This window comes from Comamonas sp. 23, from assembly GCF_049601575.1.
Taxonomy (GTDB): Bacteria; Pseudomonadota; Gammaproteobacteria; order Burkholderiales; family Burkholderiaceae_C; genus Comamonas; species Comamonas squillarum.
This window is the reverse complement of sequence record NZ_CP187127.1, coordinates 1,447,301-1,467,196: the sequence shown is the minus strand read 5'-3', so window position 1 is coordinate 1,467,196 and position 19,896 is coordinate 1,447,301. Positions and strand designations below refer to the sequence as shown.

At 66.4% G+C, this 19,896-nt stretch carries 11 protein-coding genes; 4 read left to right on the top strand and 7 right to left on the bottom strand.

The window, feature by feature from the left end; translation table 11 throughout:
• Positions 1-47: 47 nt before the first annotated feature.
• Positions 48-2,471: a xanthine dehydrogenase molybdopterin binding subunit gene (gene xdhB / locus ACPEE1_RS06535; RefSeq protein WP_423935618.1), complete on the bottom strand. Its 2,424-nt coding sequence runs from the start codon at positions 2,469-2,471 to the stop codon at positions 48-50.
• Position 2,472: 1 nt separating this feature from the next.
• Positions 2,473-4,074, bottom strand: coding sequence for a xanthine dehydrogenase small subunit (gene xdhA / locus ACPEE1_RS06530; protein ID WP_116927531.1), 1,602 nt, complete (start codon positions 4,072-4,074; stop codon positions 2,473-2,475).
• 197 nt (positions 4,075-4,271) lie between these two features.
• Between xdhA and ACPEE1_RS06525 the strand changes: the two genes are divergently transcribed.
• Positions 4,272-5,546 (top strand): lytic murein transglycosylase, encoded by a 1,275-nt coding sequence (locus ACPEE1_RS06525; RefSeq protein ID WP_423935616.1) that lies wholly within the window; start codon positions 4,272-4,274, stop codon positions 5,544-5,546.
• Between the two features lie 18 nt (positions 5,547-5,564).
• Positions 5,565-5,885, top strand: coding sequence for a heavy metal-binding domain-containing protein (locus ACPEE1_RS06520; protein ID WP_182343220.1), 321 nt, complete (start codon positions 5,565-5,567; stop codon positions 5,883-5,885).
• Positions 5,886-5,934: 49 nt separating this feature from the next.
• Here the strand turns inward: ACPEE1_RS06520 and pbpC are convergent, their stop codons facing one another.
• The 4 genes from pbpC to argH all read right to left on the bottom strand — a co-directional run bounded on the left by pbpC (position 5,935) and on the right by argH (position 16,829).
• On the bottom strand, positions 5,935-8,202 hold the full coding sequence (gene pbpC, locus ACPEE1_RS06515) for a penicillin-binding protein 1C (RefSeq protein WP_423935613.1): 2,268 nt from the start codon (positions 8,200-8,202) through the stop codon (positions 5,935-5,937).
• Positions 8,199-14,168 carry an MG2 domain-containing protein gene (locus tag ACPEE1_RS06510; RefSeq protein ID WP_423935612.1) on the bottom strand — a complete coding sequence of 1,990 codons (5,970 nt, stop codon included), beginning with the start codon at positions 14,166-14,168 and terminating at the stop codon, positions 8,199-8,201. The genes pbpC and ACPEE1_RS06510 overlap by 4 nt, the downstream gene beginning before the upstream one ends.
• Positions 14,169-14,343: 175 nt before the next feature.
• On the bottom strand, positions 14,344-15,330 hold the full coding sequence (locus tag ACPEE1_RS06505) for a Bug family tripartite tricarboxylate transporter substrate binding protein (RefSeq protein WP_423935610.1): 987 nt from the start codon (positions 15,328-15,330) through the stop codon (positions 14,344-14,346).
• A gap of 41 nt (positions 15,331-15,371) precedes the next feature.
• Complete coding sequence (argH, locus tag ACPEE1_RS06500) at positions 15,372-16,829, bottom strand: argininosuccinate lyase (RefSeq protein ID WP_116927565.1); 1,458 nt, start codon at positions 16,827-16,829, stop codon at positions 15,372-15,374.
• A 122-nt stretch (positions 16,830-16,951) separates the two neighbouring features.
• Between argH and ACPEE1_RS06495 the strand changes: the two genes are divergently transcribed.
• Positions 16,952-17,986, top strand: a complete 1,035-nt coding sequence (locus tag ACPEE1_RS06495) for a sensor histidine kinase (RefSeq protein WP_116927527.1) — start codon at positions 16,952-16,954, stop codon at positions 17,984-17,986.
• Between the two features lie 64 nt (positions 17,987-18,050).
• The gene (locus ACPEE1_RS06490; protein WP_116927526.1) at positions 18,051-18,842 is read left to right on the top strand and encodes a LytR/AlgR family response regulator transcription factor; all 792 of its coding nucleotides are present in this window, start codon (positions 18,051-18,053) and stop codon (positions 18,840-18,842) included.
• 18 nt (positions 18,843-18,860) lie between these two features.
• Here the strand turns inward: ACPEE1_RS06490 and ACPEE1_RS06485 are convergent, their stop codons facing one another.
• The gene (locus ACPEE1_RS06485; protein WP_423935606.1) at positions 18,861-19,817 is read right to left on the bottom strand and encodes a ZIP family metal transporter; all 957 of its coding nucleotides are present in this window, start codon (positions 19,815-19,817) and stop codon (positions 18,861-18,863) included.
• Positions 19,818-19,896: the final 79 nt, after the last annotated feature.

Here is a 19,896-nt window from a genome sequence, read left to right as displayed (position 1 = left end):
AGGCGGCGAGTATCGCAGCTGCCCGCGCAGGCTGCCGGGCTGCGCCGTCAAAGCCCTGTCTGCACGGCCGCGATGGCGTCGAGCACCGCCTCGGCCGTGGCCGGTGCGCGCAGCGGTGGGCAGCAACCGGGCGCGCCGGTTGCAGCCACCGCATCGCGTATCGCAAACAGCACCGAGAACGGCAGCAGCAGCGGCGGCTCGCCCACCGCCTTGCTGCGGTGGATGGTCTCGTGCGGGTTGGCGCCGTCAAACAGCTGCACGTTCAGCACGGGCGGGCAGTCGTTGGCGGTCGGGATCTTGTAGGTGCTGGGGGCATGGGTCATCAAGGCACCGGTCTTGGGGTGCCAGACCAGCTGCTCCATCGTGAGCCAGCCCATGCCCTGGATAAACGCGCCCTCGACCTGGCCAATGTCCACGGCCGGGTTCAGCGACTGGCCCACATCATGGATCACATCGGCGCGCAGCAGCTTGCTCTCGCCGGTCAAGGTGTCCACCACCACTTCGCTCACAGCCGCGCCGTAGGCAAAGTAGAAGAAGGGCCGGCCGCGCATTGCCGCCCCATCCCAGGACAGGCCAGGCGTCGCATAAAAGCCATCGGACCACAGCTGCACCCGCTCCAGATAGGCCTGCTTGACCAGGGCTTCAAAACGCAGGCTCTGGCCCGCGCAATGCACCTCGTCATTGACAAAGCGCACCGATGCCGGGTCGGCTCCGTGCTGCGCCGCCAGGCAGGCCGCCAGGCGTTCGCGGATCTGGCGCGCCGCATCCTGCGCGGCCTTGCCGTTCAGGTCGGTACCGGTCGATGCCGCCGTCGCCGAGGTGTTGGCCACCTTGGTCGTGTCGGTAGCCGTCACCCGCACCCGCTCAAAGGCCACGCCCAGCTCATGCGCGACCACCTGGGCCACCTTGGTGTTCAGGCCCTGGCCCATCTCGGTGCCACCATGATTGACCAGGATGGAGCCATCGTTGTAGACATGGACCAGGGCGCCGGCCTGGTTGAAGTGCTTGACGTTGAAGGAGATGCCGAACTTGACCGGTGTCAGCGCCAGGCCACGCTTGAGCACGGGGCTCGTGGCATTGAAGGCATCGACCTGCGCGCGCCGCGCCCGGTAGTCGCTGCGCGCCTCCAGCTGCGCCACCAGCTCGTCGATGATGTTGTCGTCCACCTCCTGGCCATAGGGCGTGCACTGCCCGCTGTCCTTGGCATAGAAATTGGCGCGGCGCACATCGAGCGCATCCTTGCCCAGCTGCCGCGCGATCGAGTCCATGATGTTCTCCATCACGATCGCGCCCTGCGGCCCGCCAAAGCCGCGAAACGCGGTATTGCTCTGGGTATTGGTCTTGCCCATGAAGCCGCGCATGCGCACATTGGGCAGCCAGTAGGCATTGTCGAAATGGCAGAGCGCGCGGGTCATCACCGGCGCCGACAGATCGGCCGAGTGGCCGGCGCGCGAGACCATGGTCACCTCGGCGCCCAGAATGCGGCCAGCATCGTCATAGCCAATGTCGTACTCGTACCAGAAGCAATGGCGCCGGCCGGTGATCATGAAGTCATCGTCGCGGTCCAGCCGCAGCTTGACGGGCCGGCCCAGCTTGCGCGCCGCCACCGCCGCCACGCAGGCAAACAGCGCCGATTGCGATTCCTTGCCGCCAAAGCCGCCGCCCATGCGCCGGCATTCCACATGCACCGCATGCGACTGCACACCCAGCGCATGCGCGACCAGGTGCTGCATCTCGCTGGGATGCTGGGTGGAGCACAGCACATGCATTGCGCCGCCCTCCTTGGGGATGGCGTAGCTGATCTGGCCTTCGAGGTAGAACTGCTCCTGGCCGCCCACTTCCCAGCTGCCCTGCAGGCGGTGCGGGGCCTGGGCAATGGCCTGGGGGGCGCCGCCGGCATCGGTCTCGCGCACCAGTTGCATCGGCGGCATCACATACTGGCCCAGCGCATGGGCCTGCTGCGGCGTCAGCACCGGCTCGGCCTCTTCGACCGTGGCCAGCTTGCGCGCCATCGCGGCCACGCGCCGCGCGGTTTGCCGGTCGCGGGCCAGCACCGCAAACATGGGCTGGCCCAGGTAGCGGATCTCGCCATCACAGAGGATGGGGTCGTCATGGATGATGGAGCCGCAGTCATTGACACCGGGAATATCGGCCGCCGTCAGCACCGCCACCACACCGGGCTGGGCGCGCAGCGCGTCCACATCCATGGAGAGCAGGCGGCCATGGGCAATGGGCGACAGGCCCAGCGCGCAATGCAGGCTGCCAGCCAGCTCAGGCATATCGTCGATATAGGCGGCCTCGCCGGCCACATGCCAGGCAGCAGACTCATGGCTGCGGCTGATGCCAACCTGGTGGCCCTGCTGGCGCGCCCGCGCCTCCTGCGCCACGTCGATGCGTGCCTTTTGGTTGTCGCGGTAATCGGCAAAGGCTTCGGCGCCTGCCAACACATGCTTGGGGATCGAGGTGTTCATATCAGGCTCCGGTGGCTGCGGCCTGCGGGGCCTGGGCGCTGCTGACCCAATGCGGCATCGCGGCCCAGACGGTAGTGGCATCGGCTGGCAAGGGGGCATCGGCCCGGGTCTCCAGCCACAGGCGCTGCAGCAGGTTCTGCGCCACCTTGAGGCGGTAAGCGGCGCTCGCCCGCATGTCGGTCATTGGTTGAAAATCCTCGGCCAGCGCGGCCTGGGCGCGCTGCACGGCCTGCACCGTCCAGGCCTGGCCCAGCAGCGCAGCTTCTGCCTTGGCGGCGCGCCGCACTGTGGCCGCCATGCCGCCAAAGGCCAGGCGCACGGTCTCCACCTGGCCCTGGGCATCCAGCTGCAGCGAAAAGCCCGCGCACAGTGCCGAGATATCGCAGTCAAAGCGCTTGCTGATCTTGTAGGCCCGCACCTGGCGCGCCTGCACCGCCAGCGGCACGCGCAGGCCCTGCACCCACTCGCCGGGCTCCAGCTGGTTCTTCATGTAGTCCACATAAAAATCGGTCAGCGGCATACGCCGCAGGCGCTCGCCCAGGCGCAGCTCGATCTCGGCATCCAGCGCCATCAGCACCGGCGGGGCATCGCCAATCGGCGAGCCATTGGCCACATTGCCGCCCATGGTGCCGGCATGGCGCACGGGCGGCGATGCAAAGCGCAGCCAGACCTCGGTGAGCGAGGGAAAACGCTGGGCTAGTGCGGCCCAGGCCGATTCCAGCGAAGCACCCGCACCAATGCAGAGCATGCCATCGCGCTCTTCGATGCGGCGCAGCTCCGCCACGCGCCCCACGGCAATCAAATCGCCCAGCGGCCGGAACTGCTTGTTGATCCACAAGGCCACATCGGTGGTGCCGCCGATCAGGCGGGCATCGGGCAGCGCGGCGCGCAGCTGGGCCAGGCTCTCAACGCTGGCCGGCGCGTGGAAATGTTGGGGCTGGCCGCCGCTGGGGCTGTAGGCATAGCTCCAGTCAGCATCGCTGCGCAGCGCCTGCAGGGCCGTCACCACGGGCGCCGCATCCAGCTGGCGGGCGGGCAGGTCCAGCATCTGCTGGCCGGCATCCAGAATCGGCCGGTAGCCGGTGCAGCGGCAGAGGTTGCCGCTCAGCGCATCGGCCAGCTGCTGGCGCGTGGGCGCCGCGCCCTGGCTGGCCTGCTGCCGCTCATACACGGACCACAGCGACATGACAAAACCGGGCGTGCAAAAGCCGCATTGCGAGCCATGGCAGTCCACCATGGCCTGCTGCACCGGGTGCAGATCGCCGCAAGCCTTGCCGGCATCTTTGGGGCGGCAGCTGGTCTTCATGTCTTCCACCGTAAAGAGCGCCTTGCCATGCAGGCTGGGCAGCAGCTGGATGCAGGCATTGACGGTCTGCAGCTTGAGGCCTTGCACGGCCTGCGGATCGCCCGGTTCGGCCAGCTCAGCGAGCATCACCGTGCAGGCGCCGCAATCGCCTTCATTGCAGCCCTCCTTGGTGCCGGTGCAGCGCGCATCCTCGCGCAGCCAGTCCAGCACACTGCGCGTGGGGGCCAGGCCTTCAACTTCAGTGATACGGCCTTGGTGGTAAAAACGGATGGCTTGTGGGGCGGTCATGGGGCTCATGGTGGGGATCGGTCGCGCATTGCCGCGCCGGTCTGCAAAACTGTGTACAAGCGTAGTGTGCCGCGCGGCGCCAGCCATAACAAGCCAGCGATAGGCGCTATGGTGCAGCGCGTATATTTTTGGGTTAACCCGCATCTTTCTGGCCCGCAAAAACGTAAGCAATGGTCGCGCCTTGCGGGTTTACCAGGGCTGCGGCCATGGCAAGCAGGTATATTGCCTGGATGATGTTCCGCCGCCCCCACCCTGCGATGCGCCAGCTCGCCACCGCCGTCAGCCTGGGCCTTGCCGCCTGCGCCGTATTTGCCCAGACCAGCGCGCCGCAAGAGCCGCCGAATCTGAGCCAGGCCGAGTTCCAGTCCTGTCTGAGCGAGCTGCGCAGCAGCAAGGCCTTTGCCGCAATCACGCCGGCCACCTTCAGCCAGTACACCGCCCAGCTCCAGCCCGATGCCACGGTGCTGCCTCTGCTCAACCGCCAGCCCGAGTTCACGATGCCCGTCTGGGACTACATCGCCGTGCTGGTCGACGAGCAGCGCGTGGCCGAGGGCCGCGCCGCCTATGCCAAGTGGAAGGACACCCTGGACCAGATCGAACAGAGCACCGGCGTTGCCCCGCAGATCGTCATCGGCGTCTGGGGTGTGGAGAGCAACTTCGGCCAGAACCTGGGCGGGCGCTCGCTGGTGCAGTCGCTGGGCACCCTGTCCTGCTTTGGCCGCCGCCAGGCCTATTTCCGGGGCGAGTTCGCCAGCGCGCTGCGCATTCTGCAAGAAGGCCATATTGCCGAGTCCAAGCTGGTGGGCTCCTGGGCGGGCGCCTTTGGCCAGACCCAGTTCATGCCCTCCACCTTTTTCCGCAGCGCCGTGGACTTTGACGGCGATGGCCGCCGCGACATCGTCGACAGCGTGCCCGATGCGTTGGCCTCGACCGCCATGTTCCTGAAGAACGCCGGCTACCGCCCGGGCCAGCCCTGGGGATTTGAAGTCAAGCTGCCCAGTGGCTTCAGCACCGCCGATGCCGGCCGCAAGAACAAGAAGCCGCTGGACTTCTGGCGCTCGTCCGGCGTCACCCTGGCCAATGGCGATCCACTGCCCGATTCGCTGCCATCGGCCGGCCTGATGATCCCTGCCGCCGGCGGCCCCGCCTTCCTGGTGGGGCGCAATTTTGATGCGCTCTACAGCTACAACGCCTCGGAAAACTATGGCCTGGCCATTGCGCAGCTGTCCAACCTGGTGGCCGACACCCAGCAGCGCCAGATCAGCTTTGTCACCCCCTGGCCCACCGACGACCTGGGCCTGTCGCGCGCGCAGAACAAGGAGCTGCAGCAGGCGCTGCTGACCCGGGGCTATGCGATTGGCGAGCCCGATGGAATGATTGGCGCCAAGACACGCGAAGCCATCAAGGCCGAACAAAACCGCCTGGGCATGAAGGCCGATGGCCGCGCCGGCCAAAAGCTGCTGCGCTCGCTCGCCAACTGATACCGCTGGAGCCACACCATGATCGTCACCACCACCCCCAGCATTGAAGGCAAGCGCATCAGCCGCTACTGCGGCATCGTCAACGGCGAAGCCATTTTGGGCGCCAACTTTTTCAAGGACTGGTTTGCCGGCATCCGCGATATCGTCGGCGGCCGCTCGGGCACCTACGAAAAAGAGCTGCAAAAGGCCAGAGACATTGCACTCAATGAGCTGCAGGAGCGCGCCAAGGCGCTGGGCGCCAATGCCGTCGTCGGCATCGACCTCGACTACGAAGTGCTGGGCAAGGACAACGGCATGCTGATGGTATCGGCCAGCGGCACGGCCGTGGTGGTCGATTAAGAGCGGCTGTCATCGCTGCAGCAGCCCCCTTGGTGGCTGCCGCATATCGTTAGCGCTTGGCCTGTTTGACGCCCGCGCCGCGCACTTCCAGGCGGATGCTGTCCAGCACCTCGCCCTGTGCATTGACCAGCTCCACCTGGTGGCGGCCCGGCCAGGGCAGCCAGGCCCAGCGCGCGCCGCGCGCAACATCCTTGCCATCGATGCGCCAGCGGGCAGCGGCCGAATCGGCGACAAACTGCAGGCGCTGGCGCTCGGGTGGAATGTCCGGGTCCACCGCGACAATCGTGCCGTTGGCCGGGGCCAGAATGCGCACTGCAGGCGGGGCTGCTGCGCCGTTGCCGTCAGCCGATCGCCCGGCAACGCTGCGGCCGCCGACCATCTCATCGACCCTGGTCGCCTGGCCATCGAGCGCAAAGCGCGGCTGCGCGGTGCCGGCCAGGAACCACTCCTCACGCCGCGCCTCCAGCGCAAAACCGGCGCCCGATTGCCCAGCAGGCGCGGGGCCAAAATCCACCCATTGCGCCTGCAAACCGGCCGGCGCCTTGGGCGCGCGGCTGGGCTGGCCCTGGTGCAAAAAGGCCATGATGCTGGCCCAGACGGGTGCCGCGCCGCTGGTGCCGCTGACCGAATGCATGGCTTCACCACTGGCATTGCCGACCCAGACGCCCACCGTGTAGCGGTCTGACCAGCCGACGGCCCAGTTGTCGCGCATGTCCTTGCTGGTGCCGGTTTTCACCGCCGCCCAGCTGCGCGTGCCCAGCACACTATCGAGGCCAAAGGTGCGCACGCGGGCATTGCCGTCGGCCAGCATATCGCCCACCACATAGGCGGCGCCCGCATCCATGGCCTGGCGGAACTGCGGCTTGCCGCCACGCGTATAGGCCACCGGGCTGTAGCGCCCGCCGTTGGCCAGCGCGCGGTAGGCATTGGTCAGCTGCACCAGCGGAATATCGGGGCTGCCCAGCGCCAGGCTGTAGCCAAAATAGCTGCCGCTCTCGCGCATCGGCATGCCCAGGCGCACCAGCTGGTCAAAGAAATCGTCGACACCCACCATCACCAGGGTGCGCACCGCCGGCACATTGAGCGAGGCGCCCAGCGCCGTGCGCACCGACACCCAGCCTTTGAAGCTGCGGTCGTAGTTCTGTGGAATATAGAGGCCGCTGGCCGTCGGAATGCGCGCGGGCGAGTCCTCGATCAAGGATGCAGCCGTCAGCTTGTGCTCGGCAATCGCCTGGCCATAGAGAAAGGGCTTCAAGGTCGAGCCCGGCTGGCGCGGCGCCAGCACCGCATCCACAGCATGTGCCTGGCTCAGTGCGCCAGAGGACCCGACCCAGGCCAGCACCTCGCCGCTGGCATTGTCCAGCACCAGCACCGCGCCGTCCTGCACATTGCTGCCCTGCAAGGCCTGCAGGTGCTGGCCCAGCATATCGACCGCATAGCGCTGCAGCGGCGCGCTCAAGGTGGTGCGCAGGCTGGCCATGGCCGCCTGCTGGGTTTTGCCATCCGCGCCTTGCCGTGCCTCGCGCAGCGCAATGCGGCTGAAGTGCGGCGCAATGCCTTCGCTGGCATCAAAGGCACGCTTTTTCAGCGCGATCTCGGTGAAGAACACGATCGCTTCGCAGTCGAGCTTGGGATCGCGCCGCATCTCCTTGAGCACCCCGCAGGCGCGCTGGCCCACCTGGCTGGGCCGCGCATTGGGCGCGCGCACCAGCGCGGCGGCCACCGCCGCCTCGCGGTCATCCAAGCCATGGGGAGCCTTGTCAAACAAGGTGCGCGACAGCGCATCAATGCCCACCAGCTCGCCCCTGAAAGGCACCAGGTTCAGGTAGGCCTCCAGGATCTGGGTTTTCTGCCAGCGCCTATCCAGCACCTGGGCAGCGACCGTCTGGCCGACCTTTTGCACCACCGAGCGGCCACCATTGCTGCGCCGCCAGTCGCCGTCAAGCAGGCCGGCCAGCTGCATGCTGATGGTGCTGGCCCCGCGTGTGCGCTGGTTCCAGAGGTTGCCCCAGGCAGCCGATGTGACGGCAGCCCAGTCCACGCCACTGTGCTCGTAAAAGCGCTTGTCCTCGCTCAACAGCATGGCGGTGCGCAGCGCAGCCGACACATCGCCCAGTGCCACCCAATCGCCCCGGCGCACCGTGCTGTCGGTGCGCACCCTCTGCAGCAGTTCGCCTTCGCGCGACAGCACGCGCGTCTCCGACGAGCTGAAGTCCTGCCGCACCTCGCCAAAGCTGGGCACGGCCTGGGCCAGTGGTGCATGCACCAGGCAGGCCAGGGCCAGCAGCCGCCAGCGAGCTATAGCGCGCAGCCTCATGGCGCCACGGGCACAACCGTCACCTTGGGGTTGGGCGCCATGCCGAACATCTCGGGCGCATACAGCGCCTCGACGCGGGTCGATGGCAGCGCAAACTCACCGGTGTTGTTGACGCGGTAGCTGTACTGCAGGCTGAGCTTGCCCTGGGGCAGGTAGCCGTAGTAGGCGCGGTAGCTCTCAAAGGACCGCTCCTCAAAGGCCTTCCAGCCCCAGCCGGTCGATTTCTCGCCCGCCGTGGACAGTGCCGAGTCCCGGCCCAGGCCGCTGCCCAGGATGGTGGCGCCGCCCGGGATCGGATCGGTGATCGCCACCCAGGTCATGTTGGCGCTGGCGTTGACCTCCAGGGTCACGCGCAGCACATCGCCCCGGGTGTACTGGCCGGCGGGCAGGTTCTTGTTGGCCTGCTCGACGGCCACCACGGTCTTGCTGATGGTGTAGCCGGCCGACAGCGGCTGCTTGAGCGGCACGGCCGCCTGCGACTGCACGGTCAACCAGGGCTTGCCGGTGCCTTTTTGCTGTACCTTCAGGCTCTGGTTGCCATTGGCCCACGGCAGGTCAATGGTGTTGTTGAGCCACTGCGCGACCTGCTCGGTCGGGCCGGGCGTGCGCTTGCCGCCCTGCGCCAGCAGCTCAATCGCGTCCTGCGCCTTGGTTACGCGACTCCAGTCCACCGTACCGGACTTGCCGGCCATGCTGGCCTCGGTCGTGCCGGTCATGGGTGTGGACTCATAGGTGCGCGAGAAGCGCTCCAGCGCCAGCGCGCCCCAGAGGTTGGCCGTGGTCGTCGTCCAGGCACCGCTCTTTTGGCGGCTGATGAAGCTGCTGGCCAGGCGTGGCATGTCGTCCTTCCAGGCCGGGTCGTCCATCACCACCAGCAGGAAGCGCGCCAGGGTGGTATCGCCGTTTTGCATCAGCCACCACCAGTAGTCGTTGTTCTCATTGGCGAACAGCACCTTGGTGCCCTGGTAGCTCAGGCGCGCACGCAGGATCTGGTTGGCCTCTTCGAGCAGCTTGCTGCGGTTGGGCACATCCTTCATATGGCCGAGGATCGACAGCCAGTCCACCACGGTCTGGGTGGGCCAGTCGTTGGGCGCAATCTGGATGCTGGTCAGCATGCGCGGCTGGGCCTTGCCATACAGCGCCAACGCATTGATGGCAGCGAGCTTACGCACTTCCAGGTCGGAGCGCGGGCTCCAGAACTTGCGCTCGATGCGGCCATCGATGAAGCGGGACAGCGCTTCCTGCATGCGGCCCAGCGGCGCAGCTGGGATCGCAAAGGCGGGGTCGATGCGCTTCATCTCGAAAGCGGCCTGCAGCAGGTGGGCGGTCAGCGCATCGCTGCCGGTGTTGCTGCTGCCCGCTTGCGGCGGGAAGTAGTTGGCCAGGCCGTCGCCATCGAGGTAGGTGGGCAGGCGTTCCATCGTGCTCTTCCACAGCGCAGCATCCTGCATGCCGATGGATTTGCTGGTGGTCTGCTCCAGGCAGGCATACGGGTAGGCACGCCACCAGTCACGCACACCGGGCAAGCCTTCTGCCAGGCGCGGCACCAGCGACAGCTTCAAACCGCCACGGCCGGGCAAGGCATCGGCCGGTGCGCTGACGGGCATCTCCAGGCTGCCGTCGAGCTGCACCAGGGTGGCCTGCAGGGTCTCCACCGCCACAGCGGGCACCACGCGCTGGCTGACCTTGAGCGCATCGGCGGCATCGCCCTGCTTGTCCTTGGCGCTGATCTCCCAGAGCAGCTCGCCCTGGCGGCTTTGCGACATGTCGGCAGGCGCCGTCACGCTCCAGCTCACGGTGCGGGCCTCGTTCGCGGCCACGTCCACTGTCTGCGGCTCGAGCTGCAGCAAGGTGGCCTTGGGGGTGACCAGCACCTGCATGGGCTTGCTGGTGGTATTGCGCAAGGTGACCTGGGCGTCATAGCGGTCACCATCGCGCACCAAAGGCGGCAGGCCGCTGATGATCTGCAGCTCCTGCGTGGTGCGGATCTGGGTGGTGCCGGTGCCAAACAGCTCCAGACCGCTCTCGGCCACGGCCACGATCTTGAAGCTGGTCAGTGCGTCGTTGAGCGGCACATCGACCTCGGCGCGGCCATTCGCATCCAGCACCACATTGGGCTGCCACAGCAGCAGGGTGTCGAGCAGCTCGCGGGTCTGGCCATTGCCACCACCACCGCCCGCTGCCACGGCCTTGCGGCCATAGTGGCGCCGGCCAATGATTTCCATCTGGGCGGTGGAGGTCTCCACGCCCCAGGATCGCTTTTGGTACATGGCTTCGAGCAGTGCCCAGGTGTCATTGCTCTTGAGTTCGAGCAAGGCCTGGTCCACAGCCGCCACCGACACGGCCGCGCCCGCAGCTGGCTTGCCATTGGGCAGCTTGGCTTCGATCGTGACCTTGGCGGTATTGCGGATGCGGTAGCTTTCCTTGTCGCTCTTGACGGTCACGGCCAGCTGGCGGTCGGCAATGCCGACACGGATCTCGGCCGCGCCCAGGCGGTAGGCGGGCTTGGACAGGTCCACCAGGGCGGTGGGCGCCACATATTCCTTGCCCTCGTACCAGAACGAGGTCCACCATTCACGCGGCGACTTGAAGCCCCAGGTGAAGAAGCTGTACCAAGGCACTTCGCGCAGGCGGCCACGCAGCGCCATCACGCTGACGTAGACATTCGGGCCCCAGCCCTCTTGCACCTTCAGGTTGACCGTGGGGTCATCGCCGCGCAGGGTGACCACCTGGCTGGAGAGCACGCCTTCGCGCTCCACCGTCACCAGCGCCGTCGCTTCGCGGAAGGGCATGCGCACCTGAAAGCGCGCAGTGTCCCCCACCTTGTAGGATTTCTTCTCTGGCAGCAGGTCCATGCGGTCGGTGTCTTCACCGCCAAACCAGAGCTCGCCCTGCTTGGTCACCCAGACCGAGGTCGCAGCCTTGGAGCTGCGGCTCTTGTCATCCGTCGCCTCGGCGATCAGCTCGGTCTCGCCGCCTTCGCTCAGCTGGGTGCTGCAGTCGAGCAGGCCCTTGGCATCACTCTTGCCACTGCAGACGACGCCCAGGTCCTTGTAGCTCTCATGGTTCTCGTAGCTGTAAAAGCCCCCGACCATGCGCTTGCGCGTGGAGGTGACGATGCGCGCCACCGCCCGCACCTGCAGCTTGACGCCCGAGACGGGCTTGCCCGACGGCGTCAGCGACAGCGCCTGGAAGCTCAGCTTCTTGTCGGTGGAGGCCCAGTTCTCGGCCTTGATGCCAGCAACCACCGATGCAGGCCAGATCACGCTGTGGTGGCTGATGGTCTGCACCTCGCCATTGGGGTCGGAAAAACTCGCCTCCAGCAGCAGATCCTGCGGCGCCACCGAGCTGGGCACCTGCTCGATCTCGGCCTTGCCCACGCCATTGGCATCCAGGGTCAGCGCCAGCTTGTCTGCAATCACGCGGCGGTCATTGCTGTAGTCCTCGCCATCGTTGCCCGCGCCGGGCAGCTTGCGGCTCAGATAAGGCCGGCCAAACGAGAACGTGTCATAGTCCTCAAAGCTCACCGCATGCGACTGGATCGCGGCCGAGACCTTGACCGCCTCCTTGGCCGCTGCGCCGCCCGAGAGGTAGGACAGCTGCACCTGGGCGCCGAGCTTGCCCGGCTGCACGATGGGTGCAGGCTGGTCCGGCGTCACGCTGCCCTTGAACACCGGCAGGCGGTACTCTTCCACCCGGAACGAGCCGGTCTGCATCTCCATCGAGCCCCATTTGCCCTTGCCGCCCTTGAGCGTGATGCGGTAGGTGCCCAGCTTGGCGGCTTTGGGAATCTTGAACTCGGACACGGCCGACAGGCCCTGGCCCGGACGCTCCCAGCTGATGGGCAGCTCAAACTCATCATTGCTGCCCACATGGGTGATGACCACCTGGTTGGGCAACTGCTCCTTGCCGGGCAGCCCCAGGCCGCCCATGGTCTGGCTGCGGATCAGGTGCTTCATCGACACCGTCTCGCCAGCGCGCAGCAGGCTGCGGTCCAGCACCGTGTGGGCGATCACATCCTGCACCGGGCTGCTGTCGGTCTCGAGGTTGAAGCGCCAGCTCTCGATGCCGCGCTGCCAGTCGCTCCAGACAAAGGCCATGTCCTGCTTGCCGTCGACCGTGGCGCGCGCGCTCACAAAGTAGGCAGCGCTGGTGTCGCTGTTGGAGCCGGCCTCGCAGCGCACCTGCGCCTGGGTGTCGAGCTTGTCAAAGCGGGCCACGCCGTCCTTGTCGGTCGTGCCCTGCACCAGCGTCTTGCCGTCGCAGCTGGAGATACGCACCTGCGCATTGGCCACCGGCTTGCCCTTGTCCAGGCTGGTCACCCAGGCCATCGCGTTTTCACGGCCCAGCTTGAAGTGCACGCCCAGGTTGGTCACCAATGCCGAGCTACGCACAAACATCACGCGGCGGGCGCTGTCGTAGTCGGTGTTGAGCAGCGCGTCACCCAGCATTGGCGAGGCGATCTCGACCACATGGAAGCCGGTCTCCAGCGGAATGCCCACGACCTCGAAGGGGCGCGGGTCCTTGCTGTCTGTCTTGGGCAGCGCCAGCTTCCTGCTGGTGGCCTGGCCTTCGAGCAGCGAGAGCATGCGGGTCTCGACATAGTTCTTGTCGCCATCGGGCAGCACATTGGGCAGCGGGATCTTGCTGTCCTGCGCCGCCTGCTTGCGGCTGACCTGCCAGTTGTCATAGCGCTGCAGTTTGCGGTACCAGCGGATGATGTCGGCATCGCTTTGCAGCTGCAAGGTAGAGACAGTGCCCTTGTCCTCGATCGACAGGCCCTGGATCTGCAGGTCCTGCTCCACATTGCGCAGGGTTACCGGGAACATCGCCGGGCCCTTGTCGCCTTCGGCAAAGCGCTCGACCACGCCAAACGGCGAGGCGGCAAACTTGGCCAGCGGCGGCATCAGCCCGCTTTGCACCTGCAGCGGGAACAGGTTGGCATTGGCCAGCGGCCGGTCCGATTCGTCCTTGAAGCCCTGGGGCAGCACGATACGCATCGTCTCCTTCTCGCCAAAGGGCGGCGCAAACTGCAGGCGGTTGACCTCGCCCTCTTCGCCGTCATCGGGAAAGCTCGCCTTGACCCGGCCCTTGGAAGTCTCCAGGAAGATGCCTTCGGCGAGCTTGCGGTCTACCGAAGCGCTGAAAAGCAGGTTGAGCGGGCGGATCGGCAGGCAGCCGGCCTGCGCATTGGCGCGCTCGCAGCTGAACTCGGCCGTGAACGGCGGGCGCACCTGGTAGTCGAAGCGGCGCTCACGCGTCTGCTTGACGCCGTTGTCGGTGCTCACCCCCGCGCCCACCACCAGGCTCATCTGGGCGCCCTCGGGCAAGGCCCGCTGGCATTGCAAGGCGACATGGCGGCGTGGCCGCTGCTGCAAGCTATCGCGGCCAAACTGGCTTTGCATGAAGTCATCGGACTCCGAGGCGGAGAGGATGCGCACTGGAATGCGCTCCCCAATGCCCTTGACCGTGCACCAGGTGTTGTCCTGCACCGAGCTGGTCACGACATCGGCATTGAACTGCAGGCCAAAGAACTGGCGGCTGTCGAGCGGCTGGTAGCTGCTGGGCACCACGCGCGTCACCGACGGCCCTCCGGTGGCAAAGCGGTACTGGGCCGCGCCCTTGACCGGCTCGCCGGCAACATCCTTGAGGTTGGCGACCTTTTCGACCGTGCAACGCACACCGGGCGGCAGGTCATCGGCCAGGTCAAACACCCATTCGCGCGGGCCCGTCCAGCGTCCCGTCCCCTGGCTCTGGGCCTGTTTGTTGTCGCAGTCGAGTTTGACGGGCGCTGCCGCACGCAGATCGCCCATCGGCACCACCGCCGCATCGAACTTGACGACTATTTGCCGGACCCGGGCCACCTCGCCCTGCGGTGACACCGATGTGATGCTTGTGGCATGGGCGGACAGGCCCAGCGCGGCCCAGCCGGCGCCCGTCAGCCAGCGTTGTAATGTTGTATTCACGGAGCTCTCCCCTAGGATGGTGAGAGCGTACCAAAATTAGCCTGCGCCAGTGTTGGCTGGCCGCCCAGGGCAGCCAGGTGTTTCATTTGGCAACAAGATGACGCTATGGATTAGGCCAATGGCTTGCCGGGGCTCTGCCGATGGATGCCATGCTGTCCAACAGCAACAGTCCAGCTCACTGGGGCTGGAAGCCGCTGTCGCGGATGATGCGGGCCCAGACGGCCGAATAGGCGCGCTCGCGGGCCAGCAGCTGCTCGGGCGTCATATAGCCCACGCTCAGCCCCATGCCCACCAACTGCTCATGCACATCGGGGGCGGCCACGGCCTTGGCAACCGCCTGCGATACGGCCTGCACCATCTCGGGGGGCGTGCCGGCGGCGGCGTATATGCCGTAGTAGGGCATGTCTTCCAGGCCCGGCAGGCCCAGTTCGCTCAAGGTCGGCACATCGGGCAAGGCCTGCTGGCGCTTGCCGCCCAGCACGGCCAGCACGCAGATCTTGCCGGCCTTGTGGCTTTCGATGAAATCCTGCACCGAGCCGATGCCTGCAGGGATCTGGTTGCCCATCATGTCGGCCAGCATGGGCGCGCTGCCCCGGTACGGCACGGACACCAGGTCGGTCTTGAAGCGCTGGTTCAGCACCCGCACCAGAAACTCCGGCGTCGATGCCGGCGCCGGAATACCCACTGCACTCTTGCCGCCCTGCTTTTTGAGCCACTGCAGATAGGCCTCGAAGCTGCGCACGCCCAGGCCGTCGGAGACCGCAATCGCATTGACAAAGCTGGCAAAGCCCGCCACCGGCACAAAGTCCGCATGCGGGTCAAACCCCGGGTTCTTGATGACCTGGGGCAGGATGGAGATCGTGTGGTCGTGGGTGACGAAAAAGCTGGCGCCATCGGCTGGCGAGGCCTTGAGAATCTGGGCCGCAATCTGGCCGCCGGCGCCGGGCTTGTTCTCGACCACGACCGAGGTGCCCAGGCTGTCCTTCATCTTCTCGGCCAGCAGGCGTGCGATCACATCGGTGCCGCCGCCCGGTGGAAAGCCCACCAGCAGCCGCACCGGCTTGCCCTTGTTGTAGCCCGCTGCCCAGCTGGGGCCAGCCAGCCACCCGGCCGCAGCAGCGGCCAGCAGTTGCAGGGAGACAAGGCGGCGGCTCAAGGACATGCGTAGCTTTCAAGAAGAAGGACAAGCCAATCAAGCAAGGCTTATGCCAGGCGCGTGCGGTGCTTGGCCAGCTGGGCACGCACCTGCACGGGCGCGGTGCCCCCCAGCGTGTTGCGGGCGTTCAGCGAGCCTTCGAGGCTCAGCGCCTCGAACACATTGGCTTCGATGTTGGGGTTGAAGGCCTGCAGCTCGGCCAGTGGCAGCTCGGTCAGGTCCACGCCCTTTTGCGAGGCCAGCTTGACGGCATGGGCCACGGTCTCGTGGGCATCGCGGAAAGGCAGGCCCTTCTTGACCAGGTAATCGGCCAGATCAGTGGCGGTGGCATAGCCCTTGAGCGCAGCGGCGCGCATATTGTCGGCGTTCACGGTGATGCCGCCTTCCTTGGCGCCAGTCGCTGGGTTGACCTGGCCGCCGATCATCTCGGCGAAGATGCGCAAGGTGTCCTTCAGGGTGTCCACGGTGTCGAACAGCGGCTCCTTGTCTTCCTGGTTGTCCTTGTTGTAGGCCAGCGGCTGGCCCTTCATCAAGGTGATCAGGCCCATCAGGTGGCCGACCACGCGGCCGGTCTTGCCGCGTGCCAGCTCGGGCACATCAGGGTTCTTCTTTTGCGGCATGATCGACGAGCCGGTGGTGAAGCGGTCGGCAATGCGCACAAAGCCAAAGTTCTGGCTCATCCAGATGATCAGCTCTTCCGACAGGCGGCTGATGTGCACCATGCACAGCGAGGCAGCTGCGGTGAACTCAATCGCGAAATCGCGGTCGCTGACGCCGTCCAGCGAGTTCTGGGACACGCCTTCCATGCCCAGCGTCTGGGCCACGCGCTCGCGGTCCAGAGGGTAGGTGGTGCCGGCCAGCGCGGCGCTGCCCAGCGGCAGCACATTGACGCGCTTGCGCACATCCAGCATGCGCTCGGCATCGCGCTTGAACATTTCCACATAGGCCAGCAGATGGTGGGCAAAGCTCACCGGCTGGGCCACCTGCAGGTGGGTAAAGCCCGGCAGGATCACGTCGACATTCTTCTCGGCCACTTCGACCAGTGACAGCTGCAGCTCGCCCAGCAGGCCTTCGATCAGGTCGATCTCACCGCGCAGCCACAGGCGCACGTCGGTGGCGACTTGGTCATTGCGGCTGCGGCCCGTGTGCAGGCGCTTGCCCGCGTCGCCCACCAGCTGGGTCAGGCGCGCCTCGATGTTCAGGTGCACGTCTTCGAGGTCCAGCTTCCACTCAAAGCTGCCCGCTTCGATCTCCGAGGTGATCTGCGCCATGCCCTGCTCGATGGAGGCCAGGTCCTGCTCGCCGATGATCTTCTGGGCGCAGAGCATCTGCGCGTGGGCCAGGCTGCCCTGGATGTCTGCCTGCCACAGGCGCTTGTCGAAAAACACACTGGAGGTGTAGCGCTTGACCAGATCGCTCATGGGTTCGGAGAACAGCGCCGACCAGGCTTCGGACTTGGAATCGAGCTGGTTGTGCGAAGGAGACGAAGCTTGTGGTGTAGACATGAAGGTCGCAATATTCGGGTTAAGCTGCCAGTTGCGCTGCGGAAACACAGCCCGCGGTGCTGTGCCTGAGGCCCGCCAAAGCCCTGGGCGAAAAACCAGGATTTTATCGACCCTGCAGGACCATGCCAGCAACATCAACTAATCCAGCACCGCGCGAAGCCATCGTCGGCACCGCCTATGTGTTTGATGCCTGCACCGCCAGCGTGATCGGCCGCACCGTGGCCCTGGTCGAGACCGTGGTGGCCATTGCCGCCGCCTTTGGTGCCAGCGGCCTGGCTGACTGGTTCTTTCAACTCGCCCTGCTTACCGCCGTGGTTCTGCCCGCCAGCCTGCTGTGGCTGGTGCTGGCCTGCCAGCAAAAAAAGCTGCTGCAGCGCTGCAGCACGCGCGTGCAGTACCTGGCGGGCGCCGCGCTGGGCGTGGTCTGCGGGCTCTTGGCAGCCATGCTCTACCAGTGGACCACCTTGTCGGCGCAAACGGCCTGGCTGGCCAGCGCAGCGGCCGGGGGCTTCTTGGCAGCGATGGTGGTGGTGGGCCTGCAGTGGCGCGCCCAGGCCCGCACGCCGGCGGCCACCACCGCGCGCCTGGCCGAGCTGCAGGCGCGCATCCGCCCGCACTTCCTCTTCAATGCGCTCAACAGCGCCATTGCGCTGGTGCAGGACCACCCGCAAAAAGCCGAGGCCATGCTCGAAGACCTGAGCGACCTGTTCCGCCATGCACTGACCGAAAAGCGCGAGGCCTCGACCCTGGCCGAGGAGGTGATGCTGGCGCGCCGCTACCTGTCGATCGAGCAAATCCGCTTTGACGACCGCATGGCCGTGCGCTGGAACCTGGACTCGCGCGCCGATGACGCCACCGTGCCGCCGCTGTTTTTGCAGCCGCTGGTGGAGAACGCCGTCAAGCACGGCATCGAGCCCAGCCATGGCCATGGCCGCATCAGCATTGCCACGCGCCGGCGGGGCAATATGGTGCAGATCCAGATCATCAACACCACGCCACGCCCATTTAGCGCCCCCCAGCCCGAGCGGCGCGCCGGCACCGGCACGGCCATCCTGAATGTGAAAAAGCGCCTGCGCCTGCTCTACGACCTCGAATACGACTTCAAGGCGACGAGCAAGGACGGCATCTACATGGTGCGCATCAGCATCCCCGCCTGAGCGGGGGCAAATACACGACGGCCGGTGTTGGCAGGCGGCACCGGGCTCCGCTAGCATAGCGGCCATGCGAGTATTGATTGTGGATGATGAAGCGCTGGCCCGAAGCCGGCTGCGGCGCCTGCTGGTCGAGATAACACCAGCGCCCAGCGCCGTGCACGAGGCCGCCAACGCCGCAGAGGCACTGCAGGCGCTGGCCAGCGCCTCGGCGCAGAGCCTGCCCTTTGATGTGCTGCTGCTGGACATCCATATGCCGGGCCACAGCGGCATGGACCTGGCGCGCCAGCTGCAGCAGCAGCCCACAGCCCCCGCCGTGGTCTTTGTCACCGCCCACCCGGAGCATGCGCTGAGCGCCTTCGAGGTCAATGCCGCCGACTACCTGACCAAGCCGGTGCGGCGCGAGCGCCTGGCCGCTGCGCTGCACAAGGTGGCCCTGGTCGCCCAGGCCCATGCGCTGCGCCAGGCGCCGGCCCAGACCGAGCCGGATGCCGAGACCGACACCTTGCTGATCACCGACCGGGGCCGCACCGAACGGGTGCGCCTGGCCGATGTGCTGTATTTCAAATCCGAGCTGAAATATGTGACCGTGCGCACCGCCACCCATGCCTACCTGTGGTCGGGCAGCCTCAATGATCTGGAGACGCGCTTTGCCAAGCGCTATTTGCGCGTGCACCGCAATGCGCTGGTCGCGCCTTCTGCAATACGCTGCCTGGAAAAAGCCTGGGGTGGGGACGACAGCGACGGCTGGCAGCTGCGCCTGTTTGGCATCGAGGATGTGCTGCTGGTCTCGCGGCGCCAGCTGCCGGTGGTGCGGGCCTTGCTGGCCAACAAGGGCAGCGGCCTGCGCGCAGGCGCCTGATACCCGCCCTCTTCTGCCTCAGTGTTTGTGCCCGTCGTGGTCGCTATGCGCGTCATTCGCGCCATGGGCCTCATGCTGCGCGGCCGGGCCATGCCCATGGTGGTCATGGTCGCCATGCGCCCAGGTGCTGACCGCGCTCACCACCACCATGCCGATGGCCAGCCAGACCACCTGCTGCACCGTCTGCTTGGCCGTCAGCTGGCGCTGCAGCTGCGGGATCAGATCGGCGAGGGCCACATAGATAAAGCTGCTCGACGCAATGGCCAGAAAGTACGGTAGAAAGTCCGCCAGTGAGCTGACCAGGAAATAGCCGACGACGCCGCCCAGCGCCGTCACCGCGCCCGCGAGCGATAGCTTGAGCAGCGCCACCTTGCTCTGGCTGCGGCTGCCGTTGCCCGACAGCACGACCAGATCGCCCATGTGGTGGGGCACCTCATGGGCCAGCACCGAGATGGCCGCCACAATGCCCAGCCACATATCGGCCATGAAGGCCGACGCAATCAGGATGCCGTCGCCAAAGCAGTGCACGCTGTCGCCGGTCAGCAGCGACCAGCCGCCCGCGCTGTTGTTGTGCGTGTGGCCGTGGTGGTGGTGGTGGTGGTGGTCGCCATGCGGGCCATCGGCGTGCTCGCCGTCCGCATGCTCGCCATGGGCATGGCCGCGCTCTTCGGGCAGCGCATGGCGGTGCTCATGGCCGTGGTGCCAGAGCTCCGCCTTGTCCAGCAAAAAGAAAAACACCAGCCCCAGCAGCAGCACCACAAACAGCGCCTTGGGGTTGATCTGGCTCTCGAAAGCCTCGGGCAGCAAATGCACAAAGGCGGTAGCGAGCAAGGCGCCTGCGGCCAGGCTCAGCAGGTGCTGGGCACCAAAGCGGCTGCCCTGGCTGCCAATGCCCGTGCGCATCAGCGCTGCGGCCACCCACACACTGCCCAAACCGGCAGCAAGGGTCGCCAGCACGATTGCGATCAAAGTCATGAAACCATCCTTCAGCGGGGCCGGGCTTGGCAAAAACGCCGACAACCCGGGCCGGCCCATCGCTCATCCGCGCAGCCCC

What these genes read in the sequence shown, in the direction of transcription:
- xdhA (WP_116927531.1), bottom strand. Translation starts at nt 4,074, where the DNA reads ATGAGCCCCATGACCGCCCCACAAGCCATCCGTTTTTACCACCAAGGC.
- ACPEE1_RS06490 (WP_116927526.1), top strand. Translation starts at nt 18,051, where the DNA reads ATGCGAGTATTGATTGTGGATGATGAAGCGCTGGCCCGAAGCCGGCTG.
- ACPEE1_RS06525 (WP_423935616.1), top strand. Translation starts at nt 4,272, where the DNA reads ATGGCAAGCAGGTATATTGCCTGGATGATGTTCCGCCGCCCCCACCCT.
- ACPEE1_RS06485 (WP_423935606.1), bottom strand. Translation starts at nt 19,817, where the DNA reads ATGACTTTGATCGCAATCGTGCTGGCGACCCTTGCTGCCGGTTTGGGC.
- argH (WP_116927565.1), bottom strand. Translation starts at nt 16,829, where the DNA reads ATGTCTACACCACAAGCTTCGTCTCCTTCGCACAACCAGCTCGATTCC.
- ACPEE1_RS06495 (WP_116927527.1), top strand. Translation starts at nt 16,952, where the DNA reads ATGCCAGCAACATCAACTAATCCAGCACCGCGCGAAGCCATCGTCGGC.
- pbpC (WP_423935613.1), bottom strand. Translation starts at nt 8,202, where the DNA reads ATGAGGCTGCGCGCTATAGCTCGCTGGCGGCTGCTGGCCCTGGCCTGC.
- ACPEE1_RS06505 (WP_423935610.1), bottom strand. Translation starts at nt 15,330, where the DNA reads ATGTCCTTGAGCCGCCGCCTTGTCTCCCTGCAACTGCTGGCCGCTGCT.
- xdhB (WP_423935618.1), bottom strand. Translation starts at nt 2,471, where the DNA reads ATGAACACCTCGATCCCCAAGCATGTGTTGGCAGGCGCCGAAGCCTTT.
- ACPEE1_RS06520 (WP_182343220.1), top strand. Translation starts at nt 5,565, where the DNA reads ATGATCGTCACCACCACCCCCAGCATTGAAGGCAAGCGCATCAGCCGC.